The organism is Kitasatospora sp. NPDC056800 (assembly GCF_042789775.1).
GTDB lineage: Bacteria > Actinomycetota > Actinomycetes > Streptomycetales > Streptomycetaceae > Kitasatospora.
Genome location: NZ_JBHUAL010000161.1, coordinates 1 through 22,526, shown reverse-complemented (window position 1 = coordinate 22,526; position 22,526 = coordinate 1). Strand labels below are relative to the sequence as shown.

At 73.8% G+C, this 22,526-nt stretch carries 19 protein-coding genes and 1 pseudogene; 16 read left to right on the top strand and 4 right to left on the bottom strand.

Annotation, left to right across the window (positions count from 1 at the left end; translation table 11 throughout):
- The first annotated feature begins 306 nt into the window (after positions 1–306).
- From ACFRQN_RS29155 to ACFRQN_RS29140, 4 genes are all read left to right on the top strand, one after another.
- Complete coding sequence (locus ACFRQN_RS29155) at positions 307–2,898, top strand: ATP-binding protein (RefSeq protein WP_380743175.1); 2,592 nt, start codon at positions 307–309, stop codon at positions 2,896–2,898.
- A gap of 151 nt (positions 2,899–3,049) precedes the next feature.
- Complete coding sequence (locus ACFRQN_RS29150; RefSeq protein WP_049657530.1) at positions 3,050–3,730, top strand: response regulator; 681 nt, start codon at positions 3,050–3,052, stop codon at positions 3,728–3,730.
- Positions 3,731–3,795: 65 nt separating this feature from the next.
- Positions 3,796–4,203: an OB-fold nucleic acid binding domain-containing protein gene (locus tag ACFRQN_RS29145; RefSeq protein WP_049657528.1), complete on the top strand. Its 408-nt coding sequence runs from the start codon at positions 3,796–3,798 to the stop codon at positions 4,201–4,203.
- A gap of 2 nt (positions 4,204–4,205) precedes the next feature.
- Positions 4,206–4,931 carry a DUF3159 domain-containing protein gene (locus ACFRQN_RS29140; RefSeq protein ID WP_234348601.1) on the top strand — a complete coding sequence of 242 codons (726 nt, stop codon included), beginning with the start codon at positions 4,206–4,208 and terminating at the stop codon, positions 4,929–4,931.
- Between the two features lie 84 nt (positions 4,932–5,015).
- On the opposite strand, the gene ACFRQN_RS29135 is transcribed toward ACFRQN_RS29140, so the two are convergent.
- The gene (locus ACFRQN_RS29135; RefSeq protein ID WP_049657526.1) at positions 5,016–5,687 is read right to left on the bottom strand and encodes a TrkA family potassium uptake protein; all 672 of its coding nucleotides are present in this window, start codon (positions 5,685–5,687) and stop codon (positions 5,016–5,018) included.
- Positions 5,687–6,355 (bottom strand): TrkA family potassium uptake protein, encoded by a 669-nt coding sequence (locus ACFRQN_RS29130; protein WP_049657525.1) that lies wholly within the window; start codon positions 6,353–6,355, stop codon positions 5,687–5,689. Before ACFRQN_RS29130 ends, ACFRQN_RS29135 begins: the two co-directional genes overlap by 1 nt.
- Positions 6,356–6,603: 248 nt before the next feature.
- On the opposite strand from ACFRQN_RS29130, the gene ACFRQN_RS29125 reads away from it, so the two are divergent.
- Entirely contained in the window at positions 6,604–8,679 is a 2,076-nt protein-coding gene (locus ACFRQN_RS29125) for an APC family permease (RefSeq protein ID WP_049657522.1), read from the top strand.
- A 458-nt stretch (positions 8,680–9,137) separates the two neighbouring features.
- Positions 9,138–10,487: a class I SAM-dependent RNA methyltransferase gene (locus tag ACFRQN_RS29120; protein WP_049659998.1), complete on the top strand. Its 1,350-nt coding sequence runs from the start codon at positions 9,138–9,140 to the stop codon at positions 10,485–10,487.
- Positions 10,488–10,563: 76 nt separating this feature from the next.
- Here ACFRQN_RS29120 and ACFRQN_RS29115 read toward each other — a convergent pair whose 3' ends face one another.
- Positions 10,564–10,758: a hypothetical protein gene (locus ACFRQN_RS29115; protein ID WP_143204452.1), complete on the bottom strand. Its 195-nt coding sequence runs from the start codon at positions 10,756–10,758 to the stop codon at positions 10,564–10,566.
- Positions 10,759–11,159: 401 nt separating this feature from the next.
- Between ACFRQN_RS29115 and ACFRQN_RS29110 the strand changes: the two genes are divergently transcribed.
- The 4 genes from ACFRQN_RS29110 (at position 11,160) to ACFRQN_RS29095 (ending at position 15,786) form a co-directional block, all read left to right on the top strand.
- Positions 11,160–12,110, top strand: a complete 951-nt coding sequence (locus ACFRQN_RS29110) for a LysR family transcriptional regulator (RefSeq protein ID WP_074000661.1) — start codon at positions 11,160–11,162, stop codon at positions 12,108–12,110.
- A gap of 157 nt (positions 12,111–12,267) precedes the next feature.
- Entirely contained in the window at positions 12,268–14,910 is a 2,643-nt protein-coding gene (locus tag ACFRQN_RS29105; protein WP_380743173.1) for a collagenase, read from the top strand.
- Positions 14,911–15,124: 214 nt separating this feature from the next.
- A complete protein-coding gene (locus ACFRQN_RS29100; protein WP_049659744.1) occupies positions 15,125–15,361 on the top strand; it encodes a toxin-antitoxin system HicB family antitoxin in 237 nt (78 codons plus the stop codon).
- Positions 15,358–15,786 carry a fic family toxin-antitoxin system, toxin component gene (locus tag ACFRQN_RS29095; RefSeq protein ID WP_380743171.1) on the top strand — a complete coding sequence of 143 codons (429 nt, stop codon included), beginning with the start codon at positions 15,358–15,360 and terminating at the stop codon, positions 15,784–15,786. Before ACFRQN_RS29100 ends, ACFRQN_RS29095 begins: the two co-directional genes overlap by 4 nt.
- Positions 15,787–15,911: 125 nt before the next feature.
- Here the strand turns inward: ACFRQN_RS29095 and ACFRQN_RS29090 are convergent, their stop codons facing one another.
- Complete coding sequence (locus ACFRQN_RS29090) at positions 15,912–16,787, bottom strand: GNAT family N-acetyltransferase (protein WP_380743169.1); 876 nt, start codon at positions 16,785–16,787, stop codon at positions 15,912–15,914.
- Between the two features lie 227 nt (positions 16,788–17,014).
- Here ACFRQN_RS29090 and ACFRQN_RS29085 point away from each other — a divergent pair, with 227 nt between their 5' ends.
- The 6 genes and pseudogenes from ACFRQN_RS29085 to ACFRQN_RS29060 all read left to right on the top strand — a co-directional run.
- On the top strand, positions 17,015–17,920 hold the full coding sequence (locus ACFRQN_RS29085) for a RimK family alpha-L-glutamate ligase (protein WP_380743167.1): 906 nt from the start codon (positions 17,015–17,017) through the stop codon (positions 17,918–17,920).
- On the top strand, positions 17,917–18,738 hold the full coding sequence (locus ACFRQN_RS29080; RefSeq protein WP_380743166.1) for a RimK family alpha-L-glutamate ligase: 822 nt from the start codon (positions 17,917–17,919) through the stop codon (positions 18,736–18,738). The genes ACFRQN_RS29085 and ACFRQN_RS29080 overlap by 4 nt, the downstream gene beginning before the upstream one ends.
- 88 nt (positions 18,739–18,826) lie before the next feature.
- Complete coding sequence (locus ACFRQN_RS29075; RefSeq protein ID WP_380743164.1) at positions 18,827–19,660, top strand: putative RNA methyltransferase; 834 nt, start codon at positions 18,827–18,829, stop codon at positions 19,658–19,660.
- 145 nt (positions 19,661–19,805) lie between these two features.
- A complete protein-coding gene (locus ACFRQN_RS29070; protein ID WP_380743163.1) occupies positions 19,806–21,239 on the top strand; it encodes an AAA family ATPase in 1,434 nt (477 codons plus the stop codon).
- Between the two features lie 32 nt (positions 21,240–21,271).
- A pseudogene (locus ACFRQN_RS29065) lies at positions 21,272–21,577 on the top strand (nucleotide pyrophosphohydrolase); the annotation flags it as partial.
- A gap of 299 nt (positions 21,578–21,876) precedes the next feature.
- Positions 21,877–22,526, top strand: a 650-nt coding sequence (locus ACFRQN_RS29060; protein ID WP_380743161.1) for a DUF6099 family protein, incomplete at its 3' end; no start/stop codon positions are given.

The following is a 22,526-nucleotide window of genomic DNA, read 5'->3' as shown; positions in this document are numbered from 1 at the left end:
GCAGGGGGGACCCTGTGGGAGAGTAGGACGCCGCCGAACAATTCTTCAGAAGAACCCCCATCCGGGTCCCGGATGGGGGTTCTTCGCATTTCCGGGCCGATGTCGGACACCACCGCACCCCGACCCCTCCGGACCCCTCCCGAACGACCCCCGCCGAGTGGCTGGTCCACCGTCAATATGCCGCTAAAACCGCCTGATCAGCGCACTGATCAGCGGAAAATCGCGTCGCACGCCGTAGTCTCGAAGGCAGGGGGAACAGGTGTCCGGGGGTGTTCTCCGGGCCGGGTCGGATCAAGAATGGTGCTCATGGGACGAGGCAGGCTGCGCATCTACCTCGGGGCGGCCCCCGGGGTCGGCAAGACGTACGCCATGCTCGCCGAGGCGCACCGGCGGCAGGAGCGGGGCACGGACGTGGTGGTCGCGTTCGTGGAGGACCACGGCCGCCGGCGGACCGCGGACATGGTCGCGGGGCTGGAGGTCGTGCTGCGGCAGCAGGTGGTGCACCGCGGTGCCCGGTTCTCCGAGATGGACCTGGACGCCGTCCTGGCGCGCCGCCCGCAGGTGGCCCTGGTGGACGAGCTGGCCCACACCAACGTCCCCGGCTGCCGCAAGGAGAAGCGCTGGCAGGACGTCGAGGAGCTGCTGGCGGCCGGGATCGACGTGATCTCCACCGTCAACGTGCAGCACCTGGAGTCGCTGGGCGACGCCGTCGAGGGCATCACCGGGGTGCGCCAGCGCGAGGCCGTCCCGGACGAGGTGGTCCGGCGGGCGGACCAGATCGAGCTGGTGGACATGTCCCCGCAGGCGCTGCGGCGCCGGCTGGCGCACGGCAACGTGTACGCGCCGGAGAAGATCGACGCCGCCCTCGCCAACTACTTCCGCCCGGGCAACCTGACCGCGCTGCGCGAGCTGGCGCTGCTGTGGACCGCGGACCGGGTGGACGAGTACCTCCAGAAGTACCGGGCCGAGCAGGGCATCGAGGGCACCTGGCAGGCCCGGGAGCGGATCGTGGTGGGCCTGACCGGCGGGCCCGAGGGGGCGACGCTGATCCGCCGGGCGGCCCGGATCGCCGCCAGGGTCTCCGGCGGCGAGCTGCTCGCCGTGCACATCTCCCGCTCGGACGGGCTGGTGGGCTCAGGCTCGCCGCAGACGCTGATCGAGCAGCGCGCGCTGGTGGAGAGCCTCGGCGGTTCCTTCCACGCCGTCCTCGGCGACGACCCGGCCGGCGGGCTGCTGGACTTCGCCCGGGGCGTGAACGCCACCCAGATCGTGCTGGGCACCAGCCGGCGGCCCGGCTGGCAGTACCTGTACGGGCCGGGCGTCGGCACCATCGTGACCCGGGAGGCCGGGGACATCGACGTCCACATGGTCACCCACGAGCACGCCGGGCACGGGCGGCGCGGCAAGATACCGGTCCGCCGGATCACCGACCTGGGCCGTACCCGGACGGTCGGCGGCTGGCTGATCGGACTGGTCGGGCCGCCGCTGCTGGCGATCGTGCTGACCGCGATCGGCGGGCTGGGGCTCTCCACCGACATGCTGCTGTTCCTGTCGCTGACGGTGTGCGCGGCGCTGGTGGGCGGGCTGCTGCCGGCGATCGGCTCGGCGCTGGTCGCCTCCTCGGTCCTGAACTACTACTTCACCCCGCCGCTGCACACCTTCACCATCAACGAGCCGCAGAACATCATGGCGGTGGCGATATTCACCATCGTCGGCATATCGGTGGCGTCGGTGGTGGACCTCGCGGCCCGGCGCACCCAGCAGGCCGCCCGCAGCCAGACCGAGGCGCAGACGCTCAGCGCGCTGGCCGGCACGGTGCTGCGCGGCGCGCCCAACGGCGACGGGGTGCTGACCGCGCTGATGGAGCAGGTCCGGGAGACCTTCGGGCAGGAGAGCGCCGCGCTGCTGGAACGGCCGGACCCGCTCTCCGCCTGGGCGCCGGTGGCGACCGCCGGCCCGCGCCCGCCGGAGCGGCCGGAGGAGGCCGACGTGGACGTCCCGGTCGGCGACAGCCTGGCGCTGGTGCTGCGCGGCCGGGTGCTGCCCGGGGCGGACCGGCGCCTGCTCGGGGCGTTCGCCGCCCAGGCCGCCGTGGTGCTGGAGCGCCGCCGGCTGGCCCGGGAGGCCGCCGAGGCCCGCCGGGAGGCCGAGGGCAACCGGATCCGGACGGCTCTGCTGGCCGCCGTCTCGCACGACCTGCGCACCCCGTTGGCGGGCATCAAGGCCTCGGTGAGCTCGCTGCGCTCGGCCGACGTCGACTGGGCCCCGGAGGACGAGGCCGAGCTGCTGGCCGGCATCGAGGCCGGGGCCGACCGGCTGGACCACCTGATCAACAACCTGCTCGACATGAGCCGCCTGCAGACCGGGACCGTCACCCCGCTGATCCAGGAGACCGACCTGGACGAGGTGGTGCCGTTCGCGCTCGGCGGGGTGCCGCTGGAGTCCGTCCGGCTGGAGGTCCCGGAGACGCTGCCGATGGTCCGGGCCGACGGCGGGCTGCTGGAGCGCTCGCTGGCCAACCTGGTGGAGAACGCCGTCAAGTACAGCCCGGACGGGGTCAGGGTGCTGGTCAAGGCCGACGAGCTGCGGCAGCCGGGGCGGCCGGCCCGGGTCGAGCTGCGGATCGTGGACCGCGGCCCGGGGGTGCCCGAGGACGCCAAGGAGCGGATCTTCGCGCCGTTCCAGCGGTACGGGGACGCGCCGCGCGGCGCCGGGGTGGGCCTCGGACTCGCGGTGGCGCGCGGCTTCGTCGAGGCGATGGACGGTACCGTCACCGCCGAGGACACCCCGGGCGGCGGACTCACCATGGTCGTCAGCCTGCCCGTGGTCGAACGGCCGCCCGAACCGGGGGAGCGGGGCGGCGAGGGTGGCGGCCCGCTCCCGGACCTGATCACCTGAGAACCGGCGGTGCACCGGCCGGCCGTCGCTCCTCCGGGGGCCGGCGCGCCTCCCAGGCCGTACGCCGCACAGCACGTCGCACGTCGCACCGAACGTCGTAGAGCAGTCCCCAGTCCGTAAGTCAGACAGCCCTGAAAGGCGGAGCCCGTAAATGACCCGGGTCCTCGTCGTGGACGACGAACCGCAGATCGTCCGCGCGCTGGTGATCAACCTCAAGGCCCGCAAGTACGAGGTGGACGCGGCCCATGACGGCGCGAGCGCCCTGGAGCTGGCCGCGGCCCGCCATCCGGACGTGGTCGTCCTCGACCTGGGCCTGCCCGACATGGACGGGGTCGAGGTGATCCGCGGCCTGCGCGGCTGGACCCGGGTGCCGATCATCGTGCTGTCGGCCCGGCACGCCTCGGACGAGAAGGTCGAGGCGCTGGACGCGGGCGCCGACGACTACGTCACCAAGCCGTTCGGCATGGACGAGCTGCTCGCCCGGATGCGGGCCGCCGTGCGGCGGGCCGAGCCGGTGGCCGGGGAGGCCGACTCGCTGGTCGTCACCGAGTCCTTCACCGTCGACCTCGCGGCCAAGAAGGTCAACCGGGACGGCGCCGACGTACGCCTCACGCCGACCGAGTGGCACCTGCTGGAGGTACTGGTCCGCAACGCCGGGCGGCTGGTCAGCCAGACCCAGCTGCTCCAGGAGGTCTGGGGCCCGGCCTACCGCACCGAGACCAACTACCTGCGGGTCTACCTCGCCCAGCTGCGCCGCAAGCTGGAGCGCGACCCCTCGCACCCGCGCCACTTCATCACCGAACCGGGCATGGGGTACCGCTTCGAGAGCTGACCGCGACCGCCCCCGGCGGTCGCGCGGCCTGCCGCCGGGGGGCCGGAACCCGGTACCCTTCCGACATGAGTGGTGACAACAGCAGCGGCCCGCCGCAGGGGCGGTTCCGCCGCATGCTCAGCCGGCTGACCTCCTCGGCCGAGGAACTGGACGCCGAGGAGCTGCGTCAGGAGATCGCCGCGGAGTCCGGCTGCACGCCGATCGCCGGTTGCGGGGACCGCGAGCTGGTCACCGTCGCGGGCACGCTGCGCACGGTGACGCTCCGCCCGAGGGCGGGGGTGCCCGCCCTGGAGGCCGAACTCTTCGACGGTACCGAGGCGCTGGACGTGGTCTGGCTCGGCCGCCGCTCGATCGCCGGGATAGAGCCCGGCCGCCGGCTGGTCGCCAGCGGCCGGATCAGTCACGCACGCGGGCGCCGCGTGCTGTTCAACCCCCGCTATGAGCTGCGTCCGGTCGGACACGGGAGCGAATGAGCGTGAGCAACCAGCCCGGCGGCGAGGCCGCCGCCCAGCTCGACCTGGCGGTCGATCCCGCGGACGCGGAGGCCGCCCGCAGGGCCGCCTCCAAGGAGGCGGCCGACACCGTGCTCCAGGCCTTCGGCGGCGTGCGCGGCATGATCGACATGACGCTGCCCGGCCTGGTCTTCATCGTCACCTACAACCTGACCCACCAGGTCAGCACGTCGGCCTGGGCCGCGCTGGGCCTGAGCGCCCTGTTCGTGGTGGCCCGGCTGGCGAAGCGGCAGACCATCCAGCACGCCTTCAGCGGGGTGTTCGGGGTCGCGCTCGGCGCCTGGATCTCGATGAAGAGCGGCAAGGCCGAGGACTTCTACCTGCCCGGCCTGCTCTGGAACGTCGGCTACTGCGTCGCCCTGGCGACCTCCGCCCTGGCGCGCTGGCCGATGATCGGGGTGATGCTCGGCCCGATCACCGGCGAGATGTTCACCTGGCGCAAGGAGAACCCGGGCCGGCTGGCCGCCTACACCAAGGCGACCTGGGCCTGGGTGCTGATCATGGGCGCCAAGCCGGTGATCCTCTTCCCGCTGTACTTCACCCACAACGTCAACCTGCTGGGCTGGCTGAAGGTCGCCCTCGGCATCCCGCCGCTGCTGCTGGCGATGTACGTGACCTGGCAGATCCTGCTGAAGGCGCCGCCGCCGATCAAGGCGCAGCTGGACGAGGAGGAGGAGCCGGCGAAGTAGCCGCCTCCCGCCCGTCCCGAACGACGGAGAAGGGCCCGTACCCCGAGGGGTGCGGGCCCTTCTCCCGTGTCGCGCGCTCCGGGGCTACTGGGCGCCCGAGATGGCCGAGAGGAGCTCTTCCAGCTCCTCCTCGCGCTCCTGCGCGGCGACGAAGAGCAGTTCGTCGCCGCCCTCCAGGGTGTCGTCCTTGCCCGGCACCAGCACCCGGCCCTCGCGGATGATGGTCACCAGCGCGGTGTCCTGCGGCCAGGCCACGTCGCCGACCCGGGTGCCGACCAGCTCGGTGTCGGAGGCCAGGGTCAGCTCGACCAGGTTGGCGTTGCCCTGGCTGAAGCGCATCAGGCGGACCAGGTCGCCGACGCTGACCGCCTCCTCGACCAGCGCGGACATCAGCCGCGGGGTGGAGACGGCGACGTCCACGCCCCAGGACTCGTTGAAGAGCCACTCGTTCTTGGGGTTGTTCACCCGGGCGACCACCCGCGGCACCGCGTACTCGGTCTTGGCGAGCAGCGAGACGACCAGGTTGACCTTGTCGTCACCGGTCGCGGCGATCACCACGTGGCAGCGCTGGAGCGCGGCCTCGTCCAGCGAGGTGATCTCGCAGGCGTCGGCCAGCAGCCACTCCGCCATCGGGACCCGCTCCACCGAGATGGAGTTCGGGTTCTTGTCTATCAGCAGGACCTCGTGGCCGTTCTCCAGCAGCTCGCCCGCGATCGAGCGGCCCACGGCTCCGGCCCCGGCAATGGCGACCCGCATCAGTGACCCTCCTCCTTCGGCCCCTGCGCGAACGCGGCCTCGACGGCCGTCAGGTCGGCCCGGCGCAGCATCACGTGCACCAGGTCGCCCTCCTGCACCACCATCTGCGGCGAGGGGAGCACCCCCTCGCCGAGCCGGGTGACGAACGCCACCCGGGTGCCGGAGGCCTCCTCCAGCTCGCCGATCCGGTGGCCGATCCAGCGCGGGTCGTACGCGACCTCGGCGAGCTGGACGCCACCGCTCGGGTCCTGCCACAGCGGCTCGGCGCCGCTCGGCAGCAGCCGGCGCAGCATCTGGTCGGCGGTCCAGCGGACCGTCGCCACGGTGGGGATGCCCAGGCGCTGGTACACCTCGGCGCGGCGGGGGTCGTAGATCCGGGCGGCGACGTTCTCGACGCCGAAGTTCTCCCGGGCCACGCGCGCGGCGATGATGTTGGAGTTGTCACCGCTGGAGACCGCGGCGAAGGCGCCGGCCTCCTCGATGCCCGCCTCGCGCAGGGTGTCCTGGTCGAAGCCGACGCCGGTCACCCGGCGCCCGTTGAAGCCGGCGCCCAGCCGACGGAACGCGGTCGGGTCCTGGTCGACCACGGCCACCGAGTGGCCCTGTTTCTCCAGGGCTCTGGCGAGGGCGGAGCCCACGCGGCCGCAGCCCATGATGACGATGTGCACCGGCGCTTACCTCACCCGTCCCGAAGGGGTCTTGACCTGCGCAAACACCGTTCAGCTCCGTTTCCCGCCCGGTCGTCCGGGACGAGGTTCCTCGTGGGGGCGCCGACCCGGCAACGCTCGACAACCAGAGTGTTGCCCGCCGACTCGTATCCGACACGCTAGCCGGTCCACCGAACGCAGTCGCGACGAAGGGGGGGACAAACGGCGGAGCCTTGACCGGGGAGCCCCTACGATTCCTTAACGTGCCTATGCCGACTGACCTTCCGAAACGCATCCTGATCGGGCGCGCCCTACGCAGCGACAAGCTGGGCGAGACGCTTCTGCCCAAGCGGCTCGCGCTGCCCGTGTTCGCCTCGGACGCGCTCTCCTCGGTCGCGTACGCCCCCGAGGAGATCCTGCTCACCCTCTCCATCGCGGGCGCCTCGGCGATCCACTTCTCCTGGCAGATCGGCGTCGTCGTGGCGATCGTGATGCTCGCCGTGGTCGCCTCGTACCGGCAGAACGTCCACGCCTACCCCAGCGGCGGCGGCGACTACGAGGTCGCGACCGTCAACCACGGGCCGGCCGCCGGTCTGGTGGTCGCCAGCGCGCTGATGGTCGACTACGTGCTCACCGTGGCCGTGTCGACCACCTCGGGCGTCGCCAACGTCGTCTCCGCGGTGCCCTCGCTGCGCGGTCACGAGGCGGTCCTGTCGGTGGTCGTGGTCGTCCTGCTGATGGGCATGAACCTGCGCGGTGTGCGCGAGTCCGGAAGCGCCTTCGCCGTTCCCACCTACGCCTTCATGGTCGGCGTGATCGGGATGGTCGGCTACGGCGTCTTCCGGCACTTCGCGCTCGGCCAGGACATGCCCGCGGAGAGCTCCGGGTTCCACCTCGCCGCCACCCCCGGCAACGACTCGCTGACCGGCTTCGCGATGGTGTTCCTGCTGCTGAAGTCCTTCTCCTCCGGCTGTGCCGCGCTGACCGGTGTGGAGGCGATCTCCAACGGCGTGCCGGCCTTCCGCAAGCCGAAGAGCAAGAACGCCGCCACCACGCTGCTGATGATGGCGAGCATCGCCGTCGTGATGTTCATGGGCATCATCTGGCTGGCCCGGCTGACCGGTGTCCAGATGGCCGAGAACCCGGCCGAGCAGCTCGTCGGCTCCTCGCCCGGCTACCACCAGAAGACCGCGCTGGCGCAGATCAGCGAGGCCGTGTTCAACAACTTCACGCCCGGCTTCTACTTCGTCGCCGGCGTCACCGGCCTGATCCTGGTGCTCGCCGCCAACACCGCCTTCAACGGCTTCCCGGTGCTCGGCTCGATCCTCGCCCAGGACCGTTACCTGCCGCGCCAGCTGCACACCCGCGGCGACCGGCTGGCCTTCTCCAACGGCATCATCCTGCTGGCGATCGCCGCGATCCTGCTGATCCTCGCCTTCGACGCCGACCCGACCCGGCTGATCCAGCTCTACATCGTCGGCGTCTTCGTCGCCTTCAACATGAGCCAGTCCGGCATGATCCGGCACTGGACCCGGCTGCTGCGCACCGAGACCGACCCGGCCAAGCGCCGCCACATGCAGCGCAGCCGGGCGATCAACGCCTTCGGCCTGGTGATGACCATGGCCGTGCTGATCGTCGTACTGGTCACCAAGATCGGCCACGCCTGGATCGCGATCGCCGCGATGGCCGTGCTGTTCGTGATGATGAAGGGCATCCGGCGCCACTACGACCGGGTCTCCGACGAGCTCATCGCCGCCGAGGAGCCGGACGACGTGGTGCTGCCCACCCGGGTGCACGCCATCGTGCTGGTCTCCAAGCTGCACAAGCCGGCGCTGCGCGCCCTGGCGTACGCCCGGCTGGCCCGGGCCCACACGCTGGAGGCGGTCACGGTCAACGTCGACCCGGCGGACACCGCGGCGCTGCGGCGGGAGTGGGACGAGCGCGGCATCGAGGTGCCGCTCAAGGTGCTGGACTCGCCGTACCGCGAGATCACCGGGCCGGTCCTGGACTACGTGAAGAACCTGCGGCGCAGCAGCCCGCGGGACGTGGTCTCGGTCTACATCCCGGAGTACGTGGTCGGCCACTGGTACGAGCACCTGCTGCACAACCAGAGCGCGCTGCGGCTCAAGGGGCGGCTGCTGTTCAAGCCCGGTGTGATGGTCACCTCGGTACCGTGGCAGCTGGAGTCCTCCGAGCGGCGCAAGCCGCAGAAGGCCTGGTCGGCGCCGGGCGCCGTCCGGCGTGGCGAGCCTCGGGCGCCGAAGGCCGTAAAGTCGAAGGATTCCGTCTCCACCGGTACGAACGCCGGTGACAGCCCCGACCGCAGCAAGGACTCCTCCCAGTGACCCGCAACACTCCGCCCCGTTCCTCGGGCTCCTCCGGCGCCTCCGGCAAGGGCGCCCGCCGGGGCGGCTCCAAGCCCGGTCAGGTCTCCCGGCCGCGTTGGGGCCGGCCGTCCCGTCCGGAGGCCACCGACCGCGACGGCCTCACCGCGAGCACCGCGCCGTTCGTCCCGGGCGAGCGGGAGGACCGGGGGCCCGCCGAGCCGGTGGCCGGGAAGGGCTCCGCGGCGAAGGGTGCCGCGGGCAAGGGCGCTGCGGCCAAGGGCTCCGCGGCGAAGGGTGCCGCGGCCAAGGGCTCCGTCAAGGGATCCGGCAAGGACGCGCCCAAGGGTGCGGGCAAGGACGCCGGCCAGGACGCCGGCCAGGGCGCCGGTCAGGGCGCCGGTCAGGGTGCGCCGAAGGGCGCCGCCGGGGGCGACCGGAAGGCGCCGCGCAAGCAGGCGGTGCGGCCGCCCAAGGCGCTGCGCACCGCCGCCGCGCGGCCCTCGCGGCCCGAGGCGCCGTCCGGGGAGCCGCTGGTCGGGCAGCGCTACGAGGTCGAGGTCGGCCCGGTCGCGCACGGCGGCGGGCACTGCGTGGCCCGGCACGAGGGCCGGGTGCTGTTCGTGCGGCACGCGCTGCCCGGTGAGAGGGTCGTCGCGCTGGTGACCGACGGGACCACCACCTCGCGGTTCCTGCGGGCCGACGCGGTGGAGGTGCTGGAGCCCTCCAAGGACCGGATCGAGGCGCCGTGCCCGTTCGCCGGTCCGGGCAAGTGCGGCGGCTGCGACTGGCAGCACGTCACCCCCGGCGGGCAGCGCAAGCTCAAGGCGGCGGTGCTGACCGAGCAGCTGGCCAAGCTGGCCGGGCTCACCCCGGCCGAGGCCGGCTGGGACGGCAGCGTCGAGCCGGTCGGCGGCAAGCTGCCGGCCGGGCAGGTGCCGGCCTGGCGCACCCGGGTGCAGTACACGGTGGACGCCGAGACCGGGAAGGTCGGTCTGCGCAAGTACCGCTCGCACGAGGTGCAGCCGGTGGACCGCTGCCTGATCGCCGCCGAGGGCGTCACCGAGCTGGGCGTCGAGACCAGGGACTGGCCGGGCGTGGCGAGCGTCGAGGTGATCGCCGCGACCGGCTCCTCCGACCGCCAGGTGGTGCTCACCCCGCGCGACGGTGCCCAGCTGCCGCTGGTCGAGCTGGACAAGCCGGTGTCGATCGCCCGGGTGGACGAGCAGGGCGACGTGCACAAGGTGCACGGGCGCGGCTTCGTCCGCGAGCGGGCCGCCGGGCGGACCTGGCGGATCAGCGACGGCGGCTTCTGGCAGATCCACCCGGAGGCGCCGGACACCCTGGTCGACGCGGTGCTGGACGGGCTGGACCCGCAGTGGGGCGAGAGCGCGCTCGACCTGTACTGCGGAGTCGGCCTGTTCGCGGGCGCGCTGGCCGACCGGGTCGGCGAGGACGGCGCGGTGCTCGGCATCGAGTCCGCCAAGCAGGCCGTGGTCGACGCCCGGCACAACCTGGCCGCGCTGGACAACGTGCGGATCGAGTGCGACCGGGTCGAGACGCTGTTGCCGCGCACCGGCATCACCGCCACCGACCTGATCGTGCTGGACCCGCCGCGCTCGGGCGCCGGCCGCGAGACCGTCGCCCACTTGGTCGGCCTGGAGGCGCGCCGGATCGCGTACGTGGCCTGCGACCCGGCGGCGCTCGCCCGGGACCTGAAGTTCTTCCGCGAGGGCGGCTACCGGCCGGTGTCGCTGCGGGCCTTCGACCTGTTCCCGATGACGCACCACTTCGAGTGCGTGGCGATCCTGGAGCCGGCCGGGGAGTGATCCAGGGCGCCGGGTAGGCACGGCAGGAGGCGGTCACCCGTTCGGGGTGGCCGCCTCCGCCGCGTCCGGGGGCCGGCTACTCGTTGTGCTCCTCCTCGTCGACGCTGTGCGGGAGGTCGATGCCGTGCTGGGCGGCGAGCCGCAGGAGCGAGGCGACCCGGCCCTCGTACGCCTGGACGCCGTCGGCGTCCCCTTCGGCCCGGGCCGCCGCGAGGTCCCGGCGGGCCTGGGCGAGCTGCTCGCGCAGCTCCTGATCGAACATGGCTGTCATCGGTCGGCCTCCGCACCGGTCGGTGCCCGCTCGGGGGAACGCAGGGGGGTTTTCAGCGTCCCGGACGGTGGGTCGGTCTTCAAGTCCCGCTCCGCCTGGTGGCGGCACGGCGGTGGTGGGCGGGGGCCGGACCGGGGCGGAGGGCAGGTGCGGGCGGGGTCCGGAGCGGGGCGGAGGGCAGGTGTGGGCGCGACCGGAGCAGGGCGGAAGGTCAGGCGTCGGCAATGCGCGGGTAAAAGATGGTGCGCGGAGTGCCGTCGGGTCCCGGGAGGGGGCTTGACGAGGCAAATCGCCGGGGCGAAGGTGAGCAGCTGACATGTGATGTGTGCTGTTGCACCGCCCTTGGCGGCAGCCGCCCCGCGCCGTCGGCCGGGGCCGGCCGATGCGTGAGGGGGAGCGTCATGGAGTTGGAGCTGCGGCACCTGCGCGTGGTGTGCGCCATCGCCGACACCGGGAGCGTCGGCCGGGCCGCCGCCCTGCTCGGCGCCTCGCAGCCGGCGACCAGCACCCAGCTGCGCCGGATCGAACGCCACCTGGGCGCCCCGCTGTTCGAACGCACCGCCGCCGGTGTCGCGCCGACCGGCTTCGGGGTGGAGGTGCTGGCCGCCGCCCGGGAACTGCTCACCCGCGCCGACTGCCTGGGCCGCCGTGCGGAGGCTTCGGCCGGGCCCGCCCCGCGCGAGCTGCGGCTGGCGGCCACCAACGCCCCGATCCTGCCCGGGCTGGTCACCAGGGCCCGGCACCAGCGGCCCGGGCAGCGCTTCACCGTGACGTCGGTCTACCGCTCCTCGGACATCGTCGAGCTGCTGGAGCGGGGCGAGGCGGACGTCGCGGTGGCCGTGGACTACCCGGGCCGGGAGCTGTGCCACTCGCCGTCCGTCGCGCACCGCGGCATCGTCACCGAGCCGGTCTTCGTCGCGCTGCCGGCCGGCCACCGGCTGCGGCACCGCACCGAGGTGGCCCTGGCGGACCTCGCGGAGGAGGAGTGGTTCCTGACCCCCGACGACGGGGCCGGCTGGCACGGCGTCTTCCACGGGGCCTGCGCCGCGGCGGGGTTCGCCCCGGCGACCGTCCACGAGTTCCTCGGCGGCCGGCTGGAGCTCCAGGAGATGATCGCCGCCGGGCTCGGCATCTCCGTCGTCCAGGCCACCACCCGGCCGCTCGCGGACGTGGTGGTCAAGCCGCTGGCGGGGACGCCGATCTGGGTCCGGCAGCTGCTGGTCTGGCGGCCGGCCGGGGTGGGCGGGGAGGTGGTGGAGACGCTGTTCGGGGCGGCGGCCGCGGCGTACCGGGACCTGATCGCGGCCGCGCCGAGCTTCCAGGCGTGGGCCGCGCGGACGTACCGGTCGTAGTGGCAGTGGGTGGGGGTCCGTGTTATGGCCGGGCCGGAAGATGTCATATGACCTGTGACATTGTTCTGACCTTCCGTCGCTGGCAGGATCATGACGCGTTCCCCCAACGTCTCGGCAGTCCTCCCAGCGCCTCCCCCACAGGAGAAGGACCCCACCAGTGCGCCCACGGATACCCCTCCCCACCCTGCTGGCCGGCCTCGTGGCCGGCTGCTGCGCCGCCGCCACGCTGCTGCCGGCCACGGCGTCAGCCGCCTCCGTCGCCTCGGCCGCCTCCGGTGCTTCCGCCGCTCCCGCCCGGCCCGCGGCCGGTGCTCCGACGGCCGACCCGGGCTCCGTCCAGCCGAAGCCGCTCGGCGCCTTCCTCACCGTCGACCCGGCCGCCCAGGCCCGTGCCGCCGAGGACCTCGCCCCCGTCGCCAAGCCGCTGCCCCCGGCGCTGCTCGGCCAGGTCGTGATGGGCCAGCCGGCCGACACCGTCGTGCAGACCGCGCCGCGCCCGGCCGAGCCGAAGGCGCCCCCGGCCAAGCCGGCCCTCGCCGCCCGCGGCGCCGCCGGAGCGGCCGCCGCGCAGAGCTGCACCCCGGCCGACTTCGGCAGCCGCAGCGGCGCCGACCTGGTCTCCTTCATCGAGGGCTCGACCACGGACTGCGTCAACACGCTGTTCAACGTCACCGGCACCGACGCGGGCAGCATCTTCAAGGAATCGAAGATGCTCACCGTCGCCGACGCCTTCCGGACCATGGCGGCCGGCTACACCGGCGACAACTCGACCGCCATCCTGCAGCTCGTGCTCTTCCAGCGGGCCGGCTGGTTCGTGCAGTCGAACAACGCGGACGCGGTGGGCCCGTACGGCGCGGCCCTGACCAGCGGCTCCAAGGCCGCCCTCGACGCGTTCTTCGCCGCCCCGCACCGCACCGACGTCAGCGACGCCAACGGCACCGTGCTCAACGAGGTGCTGGTGCTCACCGACAGCGCCAACCTCCAGGGCAGCTACCTGGGCGTCTACAAGCAGGTGCTGACGGCGTACGACAACTCGTACAACGCCTTCCCGAAGATGCTCAAGGCGGTCAACGCGGTGCTCTCCGCGCCGCTGTGGCGGGGCAACTGGAACCCCGACTTCGTCAGCGCGGTCGGCGCCGACCCGAGCATCGGCGCCACCCTCGGCGACTTCGCGCTGAACCACAAGGACCTGCTCGGCACGGCCAACGCCTACCTGGACGTCAACGCGGGCAACGACCTCGGCCGGATGGCCGGCGACGGCCCGGTGGTCGAGGCCGCGGTCAAGGGCAAGGTCAAGGCGGTCCTCGACGGCGCGCAGATCACCGGCGCCACCGGCCCGCTGTACGTCCACACCGCCTACCAGGCCAACAGCTTCGACCCCGGCCAGTGCTCGTACTACGGCATCTGCGACCTGCCGGCGAAGCTGACCGCCGCGGTGCTGCCGAACCAGCTGGTGTGCGACAACCGCACCATCCAGACCGAGGTCCTGTCGCCCGCCGACCTGGCCGCGGTCTGCGCCAGCCTGCGCGGTGAGGACACCTTCTTCCACAAGCTGGTGAAGGACAACGGTCCGATCCCCGGTCAGTACGACAAGGAGCTCACCCTCGCGGTCTTCGCCAACCAGGCGGACTACCTGACCTACTCCTGGGCGATCTTCAACAACTCCACCGACAACGGCGGACAGACCGTCATGGACCCGACCGACCCGAACAACCGGGCCGTGTGCGTGATGTACCAGAAGTCCTGGAACGACGGCTTCACCGCCAACGTGTGGAACCTCAACCACGAGTACACCCACTACCTGGACAACATCTACGACCTCAAGGGCAACTTCTCCACCGAGATCTCCGTCCCGGACATCTGGTGGATCGAGGGCGTCGCCGAGTACGAGTCCTACGCCTACCGCGGCACCACCGACACCCAGGCGATGGCCGAGGCCGCCAAGCACACCTACAAGCTGAGCACCCTCTTCCAGAACACGTACGGCAACTCGGACACCGTGCGCACCTACCCGTGGGGCTACCTGGCCGTCCGGTACATGTTCGAGAAGCACCCGGCGGACATCGACGCCATGCTCGCCCACTTCCGCACCGGCGACTACCAGGGCGGCTACGCGGTCTACAACGGCATCGGCACCCGCTACGACGCCGACTTCGACGCCTGGCTCGACACCTGCGCCGGCGGCGCCTGCCTGGCGGCCGGCCCGACCGCGCTGTTCGGCCAGTCGGTCTCCGGCGCGACCGTCACGCTGACCGACAAGTCCGTCCAGACCGGCGCCGGCCGGCTCACCGCCTGGCACTGGACCTTCGGCGACGGCAGCTCCTCCGACCAGCAGAACCCGACCCACACCTACGCGGCCGCCGGCACCTACACCGTCGCGCTGACCGTCACCGACGACACCGGCAGGACCGCCAGCACCCCGGCCTCCGTCGCCGTGACCACGGGCGGCGGCGGTGGCCCGACCACCCCGCCGGCCTGCACCGACCCGCGCACCGACGCGCTCGGCAAGAACTGCTCGCGCGCCAACCTGTCGGCCACCGCCGGCAACCTGGACTACCTGTACGTCTACCTGCCGGCCGGCACCAGCACCCTGAAGATCACCACCTCCGGGGGCACCGGCACCGCGTACCTGTACTACAGCGACAGCACCTGGGCCTCGCCGAGTGCCTACACCGCCGCCTCCACCAACGCGGGCACCACCCAGAGCATCACGGTGACCAACCCGACGGCGGGCTACCGCTACGTGAGCCTCTACGCGAAGAGCGACTTCAGCGGGGTGACCGTCAGCACCCAGTTCTGATCCGCCTCCTTCCGGCGCGGGCCGGGTCCGTGGCAGCCAGCCGCGGGCCCGGCCGTCCGGCGTTCCGGCGCCTCGCCGGCGGCCCGTCCGGCGTTCCGGTGGCTGCCGTCCGGCGCCACGGTGACGGCCGGGTTGCGCGGGGGCGTGCGGCAGGTGTGCGGGCGGTGTGCGCACGCCCTTGTTGTGCTAGCACTTGAGCGCTAGCTTGAACGGCATGGGTAAGAAGCAGCTGAACGTGCGGGTCGACGCCACGACCGCCGAGATGGCCCGGGAACGGGCGGAGCAGCAGGGGATCTCCATGAACCAGTACATCGAGCGCCTGGTCCAACAGGACATGGGCGAGTCAGGGCGGGCCTTCGTGGACGCGGCCGCGCAGTTCATGAAGGAGTACGAGTCGGCCTTCCTCGCCGAGTTCGGGGAGCCCGGCGACCTCCAGGACGTGCGCCGTTGAAGCTGGAGGTCGACCTCTCGTGGCTGCTCATGACCGCCGAGCAGTACACGCCCGGTGATCCGCAGGTCACCGACTACGGCTCGCTGCTCGCGGCGGTCACCCGCCACCAGGCCGAGATATTCGACATCTCGGTCTACCCCGAACCACAGGACCGCGCCGCCGCGCTGATGCACCAGCTGATCCGGGTGCCGGCACTGGAGAAGACCAACGAACTCTTCGCGACCGCCGTCGCCTACGCCTACCTCGTCGCCAGCGGCTGCACCGTCGCCACCACCGCCCGCGAGGTGCGCAGCCTCTCCCGGGCCATCCGCGAGGGGCGGCTCGGGGTGTCGGGCGTCGCCGAGCGGCTCGCGGCCTGGGTGGTGGACGAGGCGGAGGGGGAGGAGGTCAGCGGGGCGGACGACGAGGACGGGGACGACGACTGACCGGCGCCGTCCCCGTTCCTGCCGGGGCCTTTCGGGCCGGGGCCGGTGGGCGGCCTGTTACGCGGGGGGCTCCTGCCGGGCGGAGGTTTCCTGCCGCGTGGCAGGCGCCTGCCGGGCGGGGGCTCCTACTGGGCGGCAGGCTCCTGCTGGGCGGCGGGCTCCGCGATCAGGGCCGTCGCGAAGGTGCGGAAGCCGGCCCGGCGGTAGATCCGGGCGACGTCCTCGTCGGCGGCGGACAGGAACACCGTCCGCACCCCGTTCGCCCGGGCGTGCTCGACCAGAGCCGCGGTGACCGCCAGGCCCAGCCCGCGACGGCGCGCGGACGGGAGCGTGCCCACCCCGGCCACCTCGGTGACCGGGCCCACCGGGTTGTGCTGGCCCGCGCACAGGACCGTGCCGTCCTCGACGGCCGCGGCCAGCACGGTGGTGCCGGTGGCGATCCGCCGGGCGATCCGCTCCGCCGTGCCGTCGGCCGCCAACGTCGCCGCGCGTTCGGCGAGTTCGGCCGCGCCGGCCGGGCCGACGGCGGTGCCCGGCTCGGCGAAGGCCAGGTGCGGGACGGCGACGGCGGCCGCCAGCTCCGGGGCGTCCGGCGCCAGCACCCGGACCTCCACCCGCTCCGGCAGCTCGGGCGCCGGGGCCGCTTCGTCCTGCGGGCCCAGCACCAGCAGCGGGTGCTCGTGCACCGTCAGGCCCGCCGCCTCGACCGCCGCGCGCAGCTCCGGGTTCTGCTCGGCCACCCACTCGAAGGCCTCCGGCGCGCCCGCCTCCCGCTGGCGCTCCAGCACCCGGCGGACGTCCTCGGCGGTGGCGGCGGGGCCGGTGTGGCCGAGGGTCGGGCGGGCGTAGTAGGGCCAGCCGGCCCCGTCGCGGAGGAACAGGGTCAGCGGCCCGAAGTCCTCGGCGCGGGCGGCGCTGCGGGGCACGGCGTCGTAGTAGCGCTCGATCTCGTCGAGCAGGGGGCGGTCGTGGGCATGATCATCAGGGGTCACGGCGTGCATCCAAGCAGGGGCGGGGGAGGGGCGCCACCGGTTTGTCGGGGCGGGCCGCGGCTCCTCCGGGCTCGGCGCCGCCCGCGCGTCGCCGTTCCGGGGGCCGATTGTTGCCGAACGCTTACCCGCCCGCAGCGATCTTGTGCGGCCGCGGCGTGCATGCTGAAGCCTTTACAGCTCTGCCGAGGGGGACGGCGGACGTCTGCACGAGGCGAGGCAAGGGGGAAGACAGGCCGATGAGGCTCTGCTTTCTGGTGGAGGAACACTACCGGCACGACGGCATGCCGCTCGACGTGGCACGCCAACTCACCGCGTGGGGGCACCGGGTGGACGTGCTGCGCCCCGGGGACTCGCTGCTGGCGATCTCCGAGGAGGTCCGGGCCGGCAGCCACGACGCCTGGGTGCTCAAGACCGTGTCCGGCGGCCCCGGGCTGACCCTGCTGGAGTCGGCCGCCGCCGTCGGCCTCACCACGGTGAACGACGTGCGCTCGATCCGCGGGGTCCGGGACAAGGCGCTCGCCGCGGTCATCGGCCGCACCCGCGGCCTGCCCGTCCCGGTGACGTACGCGGCCGCGCGCTGGGAGCGGCTGGCGGAGATCCCGGCCGCCGAGTACCCGCTGGTGGTCAAGCCCGCCGACGGCAGCTCCGGGCGCGCCGTGCGGCTGGTGCGCAGCCCCGAGCAACTGCTGGAGGTGGGTCCGGAGCTGGCGGGGGAGGGGCTGCTGATCGCGCAGCCGTACGTGCCCAACTCCGGGACCGACCTCAAGGTGTACTGCGTCGACGGCGAGCTCTTCGCGACGGAACGTTCCTCCCCGCTGCACCCCGGGCAGGGCGTGCGCGAGCGGCAGGTGCCGCTGCCGGGGAGCGTCGCGCGGATCGTGGCGCAGGTCGGCGAGGTGTTCGGGCTGGACCTGTACGGGGTGGACGTGCTGCTGGGGCCGGACGGACCGGTGGTGGTGGACGTCAACGACTTCCCGAGCTTCCGGCAGGTGCCGGACGCGGTGGCCCGGGTCGCCCGCGCGGTGCTGCGGCTCGCGCGCAGCGGCACGGCCGTGTCGCTGCCCGCCGGGCCCGTCGAACTGGTGCCCGCGGGCGGCGACCCGTACGGCCAACGGGGCTTCGGTGAGGGGGAGTTGCTGTGAAGGTCGGGATGATCACCGGCGACCCGGGGCACCCGGTGCTGGCGGCCGCCGCCGAACTGCTGGTGCGCCGGGGGCACGAGGTCTCGGCCGTCCCGCCCGCGGGGCCCGTGACCGGGCTCGCGGACGTCTACCTGCTCAAGGCCCGCACGCCGCAGGCGCTGGCGCTGGCGGGGGAGTTGGAGCGGCGGGGCGCGTCGGTGGTCAACTCGGCGGCGGCCACCGGGCGGTGCCAGGACCGGGTGCGGATGGCCGAGCTCGCCCGCGCCGCCGGGCTGCCCTTCGCGGCCACCGACGCGGTCGGCCTGCTGGGTGAACTCGCCGACCCGGCCTACCCGTTCGTGGTCAAGAGCCGGCACAGCAGGCGGCACGACCTGGTCGCCCGGGTGGACGGGACGGCCCGGCTGCGCGAACTCGCCGAGCGCTGGCCCGAGGAGCCGGTCGTCACCCAGCCGTTCGTCCCGGGGACCGGCTGGGACCAGAAGCTGTGGGTCGTCGACGGACAGGTGTTCGCGGCCCGGCGGCAGTCCGAACTCGCCACCGGCACGGGGAAGTCGGGGCGGGCGGAGGACTGGGAGCCGTCCGCCGGGCGGGCGGCGCTCGCGCTGCGTGTGGGCGAGGTGTTCGGGCTCGACGTGTACGGGGTCGACCTGCTCGACGGGCCCGCCGAGCCGGTCATCGTGGACGTCAACGCCTTCCCGGGGGTCCGGGGCCGGGCCGGCGCGCCGGAGGCGCTCGCGGCGCTGGCGCTGCGGGTCGGGGCGGAGCGGGGGCGGGCGCTCGCGGGGCTCGGGCCGGGGCCCGGGAGGGGCGCGGAGTAGGGCCGGCCTGGGGCGTCCGGCGCGCCGGGGTCGTTAGGCTGGCTGGCGCCCCGACCGGCCGGGGCGTACGGCGAGAGAAGACGGAACCTTGCTCCAGGACATCGAGCGCTACCTGGCCTGCCCGCACTGCGCGCAGGCCCTCACCCGGCACGACCGCAGCCTGCGCTGCCCGGCCGGGCACAGCTTCGACCTCGCCAAGCAGGGCTACGTCAGCCTCCTCGCCGGCGACGCCCACACCGGCACCGGGGACACCGCCGAGATGGTCGCGGCCCGCGCGGACTTCCTCGCCGCCGGGCACTACCGGCCGATCGCCGAGGCGCTGGCGGAGGCCGCCGCCGTCGCCGGTGCGTCCGACGGCCTGGTCGCCGACCTCGGCGCCGGCACCGGCCACTACCTGGCGCACGTCCTGGACGCCCTGCCCGGTACGGTCGGCGCGGCCCTGGACATCTCCAAGTTCGCGCTGCGCCGGGCCGCCAAGGCGCACCCCCGGATCGGCGCCGTGGTGTGCGACGCCTGGCGCCCGCTGCCGCTGCGGGACGCCTCGGCCGAGCTGATGCTCAACGTCTTCGCGCCGCGCAACGGGCCGGAGATCCGCCGGGTGCTGCGCCCCGGCGGCACCCTGCTGCTGGTCTCGCCGACCGCCCGCCACCTGCGTGAACTCGTCGGCGCTCTGGGGCTGTTGTCGGTGGACGAGGAGAAGCAGCGGCGGATCGACGAGAAGCTCGGGCCGTACCTGGAGCCCGCCGGGCGGCGCGAGGTCGAGTTCACCCTGCGGCTCGGCCCGCAGGACGTGCGCACCGTCGTCGGCATGGGGCCGAGCGCCTGGCACACCGACCCGGAACGGCTCGCCGCCGCGCTCGCGGAACTGCCGGAGCCGGTCGAGGTGACGGCCTCGGTGACGGTGGCCGCGTACCGGCGCTGAGCCCCACGTTGGGATGAATCTGCCGCGCAGGCACGTTTCTGCCGGTCGGCCTGCGGCTAACGTCCGACAGGTGAACCGCGACGCCACCGTGCCCGCAGGGCCGTCCCACCTCCGACCGGGCGCCCCGGGGCCCGACCGGCCGCCCGTGCCGCGACCCACCGTCGAGGAGCTCCGACTCACCTCGTTCAAGTCCTACCGGCGCGCGGTGCTGCCGCTCGCGCCCCTCACCGTGCTGCACGGGCCCGCCGGCGTCGGCAAGTCCAACGCCCTCGACGCGTTGGCCGTGCTGTCCCGGCTCGCCCTCGGCGAGGAGATCGCCGACTCGCTGGACGGACTGCCCGAGCGCACCGGCCCGCTCGCCGCACCCGTCCGCGGCGGCCTCGACGGGTGCGTCCCGCATGGGCGGCACGCGATCAACCTCGGCTGCACCGTCCGCTCGCCGCACGGCCTGATCCGGCTCGACGTGGTGGTCCGCACCGACGGCCCGGTCCGGATCGCCCGGGAATCGCTCACCCTCGACGGCCGGACCCTGATGGACACCGGCGAGCAGGACGTCCGCAACCGGCGGGTCAACGTCTGCTGGCACAACGACACCCGCCAGGGCGACATCCGGGCACCGTTCCCCAGCGGCACGATGATCACCGCACAGCTGCCGCTGCGGGTCGCGGGCTCCTCGGCCGGGGAGTGCCTCGTCCTCGCCGCCACCGAGGACCTGCTCACCGCGCTGCGCGAGGTCTTCCCGCTGCACCCCGTCCCCGCGCTGATGCGAGGCTGGGCCCGGGCCGACCCGCAGGCCCGGCTGCGCAGCAACGCCGCCAACATCTCCGCCGTCGTCGCCCGGCTGAGCAACGAGTGCCCGCGCCGGTACGGGCAGCTGCTGCGCGCCGTGCAGGCCGCCGCGCCGCACCCGCTGCTCGGGCTCACCCTGGCCGAGCGCGAGAGCGCGGGCGTGAAGCGGGTCCTCGCCGTCTTCGACGAGGGCGTCCTCGGACGCACCGGGGCCGACCAGGCCTCCGACGGCATGCTGCGCCACCTCGCCTTCGCCGCGGTGCTGCTGACCGGGGCCGGGGTGCTCGACCTCGACGTGGCCGCCGAGGTGCCCTGGGCGCACCGGCAGCTCACCGTGCTGGCCGAGGACCTGGGGGCGGGACTCTCCGCCGAGCAGACCGGCACGCTGCTGCGGCTGGCGCGGGAGATGGCGGAGCGCAGCCAGCTGCGGGTGGTCGCGGCCCTGCAGGAGCCGGCGGCGGCGCGGGAGGTGCTGGGCGGCGGGGCCGGGGGCGGGGTGGTGCTGGTCGAGTGCCGGCGGGACCCGGACTCGGGGTTCACGGTGCTGCGGCCGGAGACGGCGCGGGTGCCGGTCCAGGGCGGGCGCGGGGAGGCGGCCGGGGGCGCGGCTGGTGCGGTGGACGGGGAAGCGGTCGGGGAGGCGGCCGGGGAGGCGGTCGGCCTGGGGGCGGAAGCGGGCGGGGGCGGGTCGGAGGAGTCGGCGGGGGTGGCCGGATTCGCGAGGAGCGGTGGGGTGTCCTCGGTGGGCGGTGGGGCGGAGGGCCGGGATGCGGTAGACCTGGAGGGGTGAGCGAACGAGTGACGGGGCCGGCAGAGCCCACGGTGGATGTCCTGCGGCAGCGGTTGGTGGACTTCGCGTCGGCCCGGCGGTGGGAGCCCTTCCACACCCCGAAGAACCTGGCGGCGGCGCTGAGCGTGGAGGCGGGGGAGCTGCTGGAGATCTTCCAGTGGCTGACGCCCGAGCAGGCGGCCGCGGTGATGTCCGACCCGGAGCGCGCGCACCGGGTGCACGACGAGGTCGCGGACGTGCTGGCGTACCTGCTGCAGTTCTGCACGGCGGTCGGGGTGGATCCGCTGGAGGCCCTGGCGGCCAAGATCGAGCGGAACGAGCTCCGCTTCCCGGTGCCGACGGACGCGGGCGCCGCCGGCCAGGACGCGGGCGGTGCCGACCCAGGGGCGGGTGAGGCCGCCGGGAGTGTGGCCCGCGCGCCCGAAAGGGCGACCTCCGTCAACCCGGACGTGGACGACCAACCCGTGTGAGGGACGAAAGTTATCCACAACCCCGGACTTGTCCACAGCTTCTGACAACGTGGATGCGCGCTCGCGCACTTCCTCGCACGCTTTCGCCGTGACCAGCCGTCACCACGCGGACCGCCCCTCCCGGCGGCCCGGGTCGACGGCGACAGCGAGCGGGAGGAGCGGTGGCCATGGAGGCGCTGCGACTGATCAAGACGGCCCGGTACGCCCTGGCCGAGGCCAGGCACGTACCGGACGTGCTGGCCGAGGCGCGGCAGGCCGCGCTGCTCACCGAGGCGGTGGGCGCCAGGCTGGCGGAGTCGGAGGACGAGGAGTTCACCGGGCTGGGGCAGCAGCTGTCCGAGGCCGGGGCGCACGCGGCGGTCTGCCTGGACCGCTCCGTCGTCCGGGCCGCCCTGGTGAGCGGCGGCCGGGCCGCGCGGCTCACCGACCTGGGGGACTTGGCGCCGGCCCTGGGGGCGCTGGACGGGCTGCTCCAGGAGGTCGGCGAGACGCTGGTGGTGCTGGCCTGCGGGGCGGACACCGAGAGCCTCTACTGGACGTGCATCGACGGTGTGGACGCGGTCTCGGAGTGCAAGGACCTGACGGTACGGCTGCGTGCGGCGGCGCTCCGGGCCGGGGCGGCGGAGCCCGCCGCGCTCGGCGGTGCGGAGCGGGAACGCGAGCGGGCGGGTGGCGGGGCGCCGTTACTGGTGGTCCGGCTCGGCCCTCCGGGCGAGACCGGTCCGCCGGGCGGTGACGGTGGCGGTGCGGCGAGCGGCAGCCCGCCCTCCGGCGGCGGCCCGCCCGGTGCGGGCGGGCCGGCCGAGGAGGACCGGGT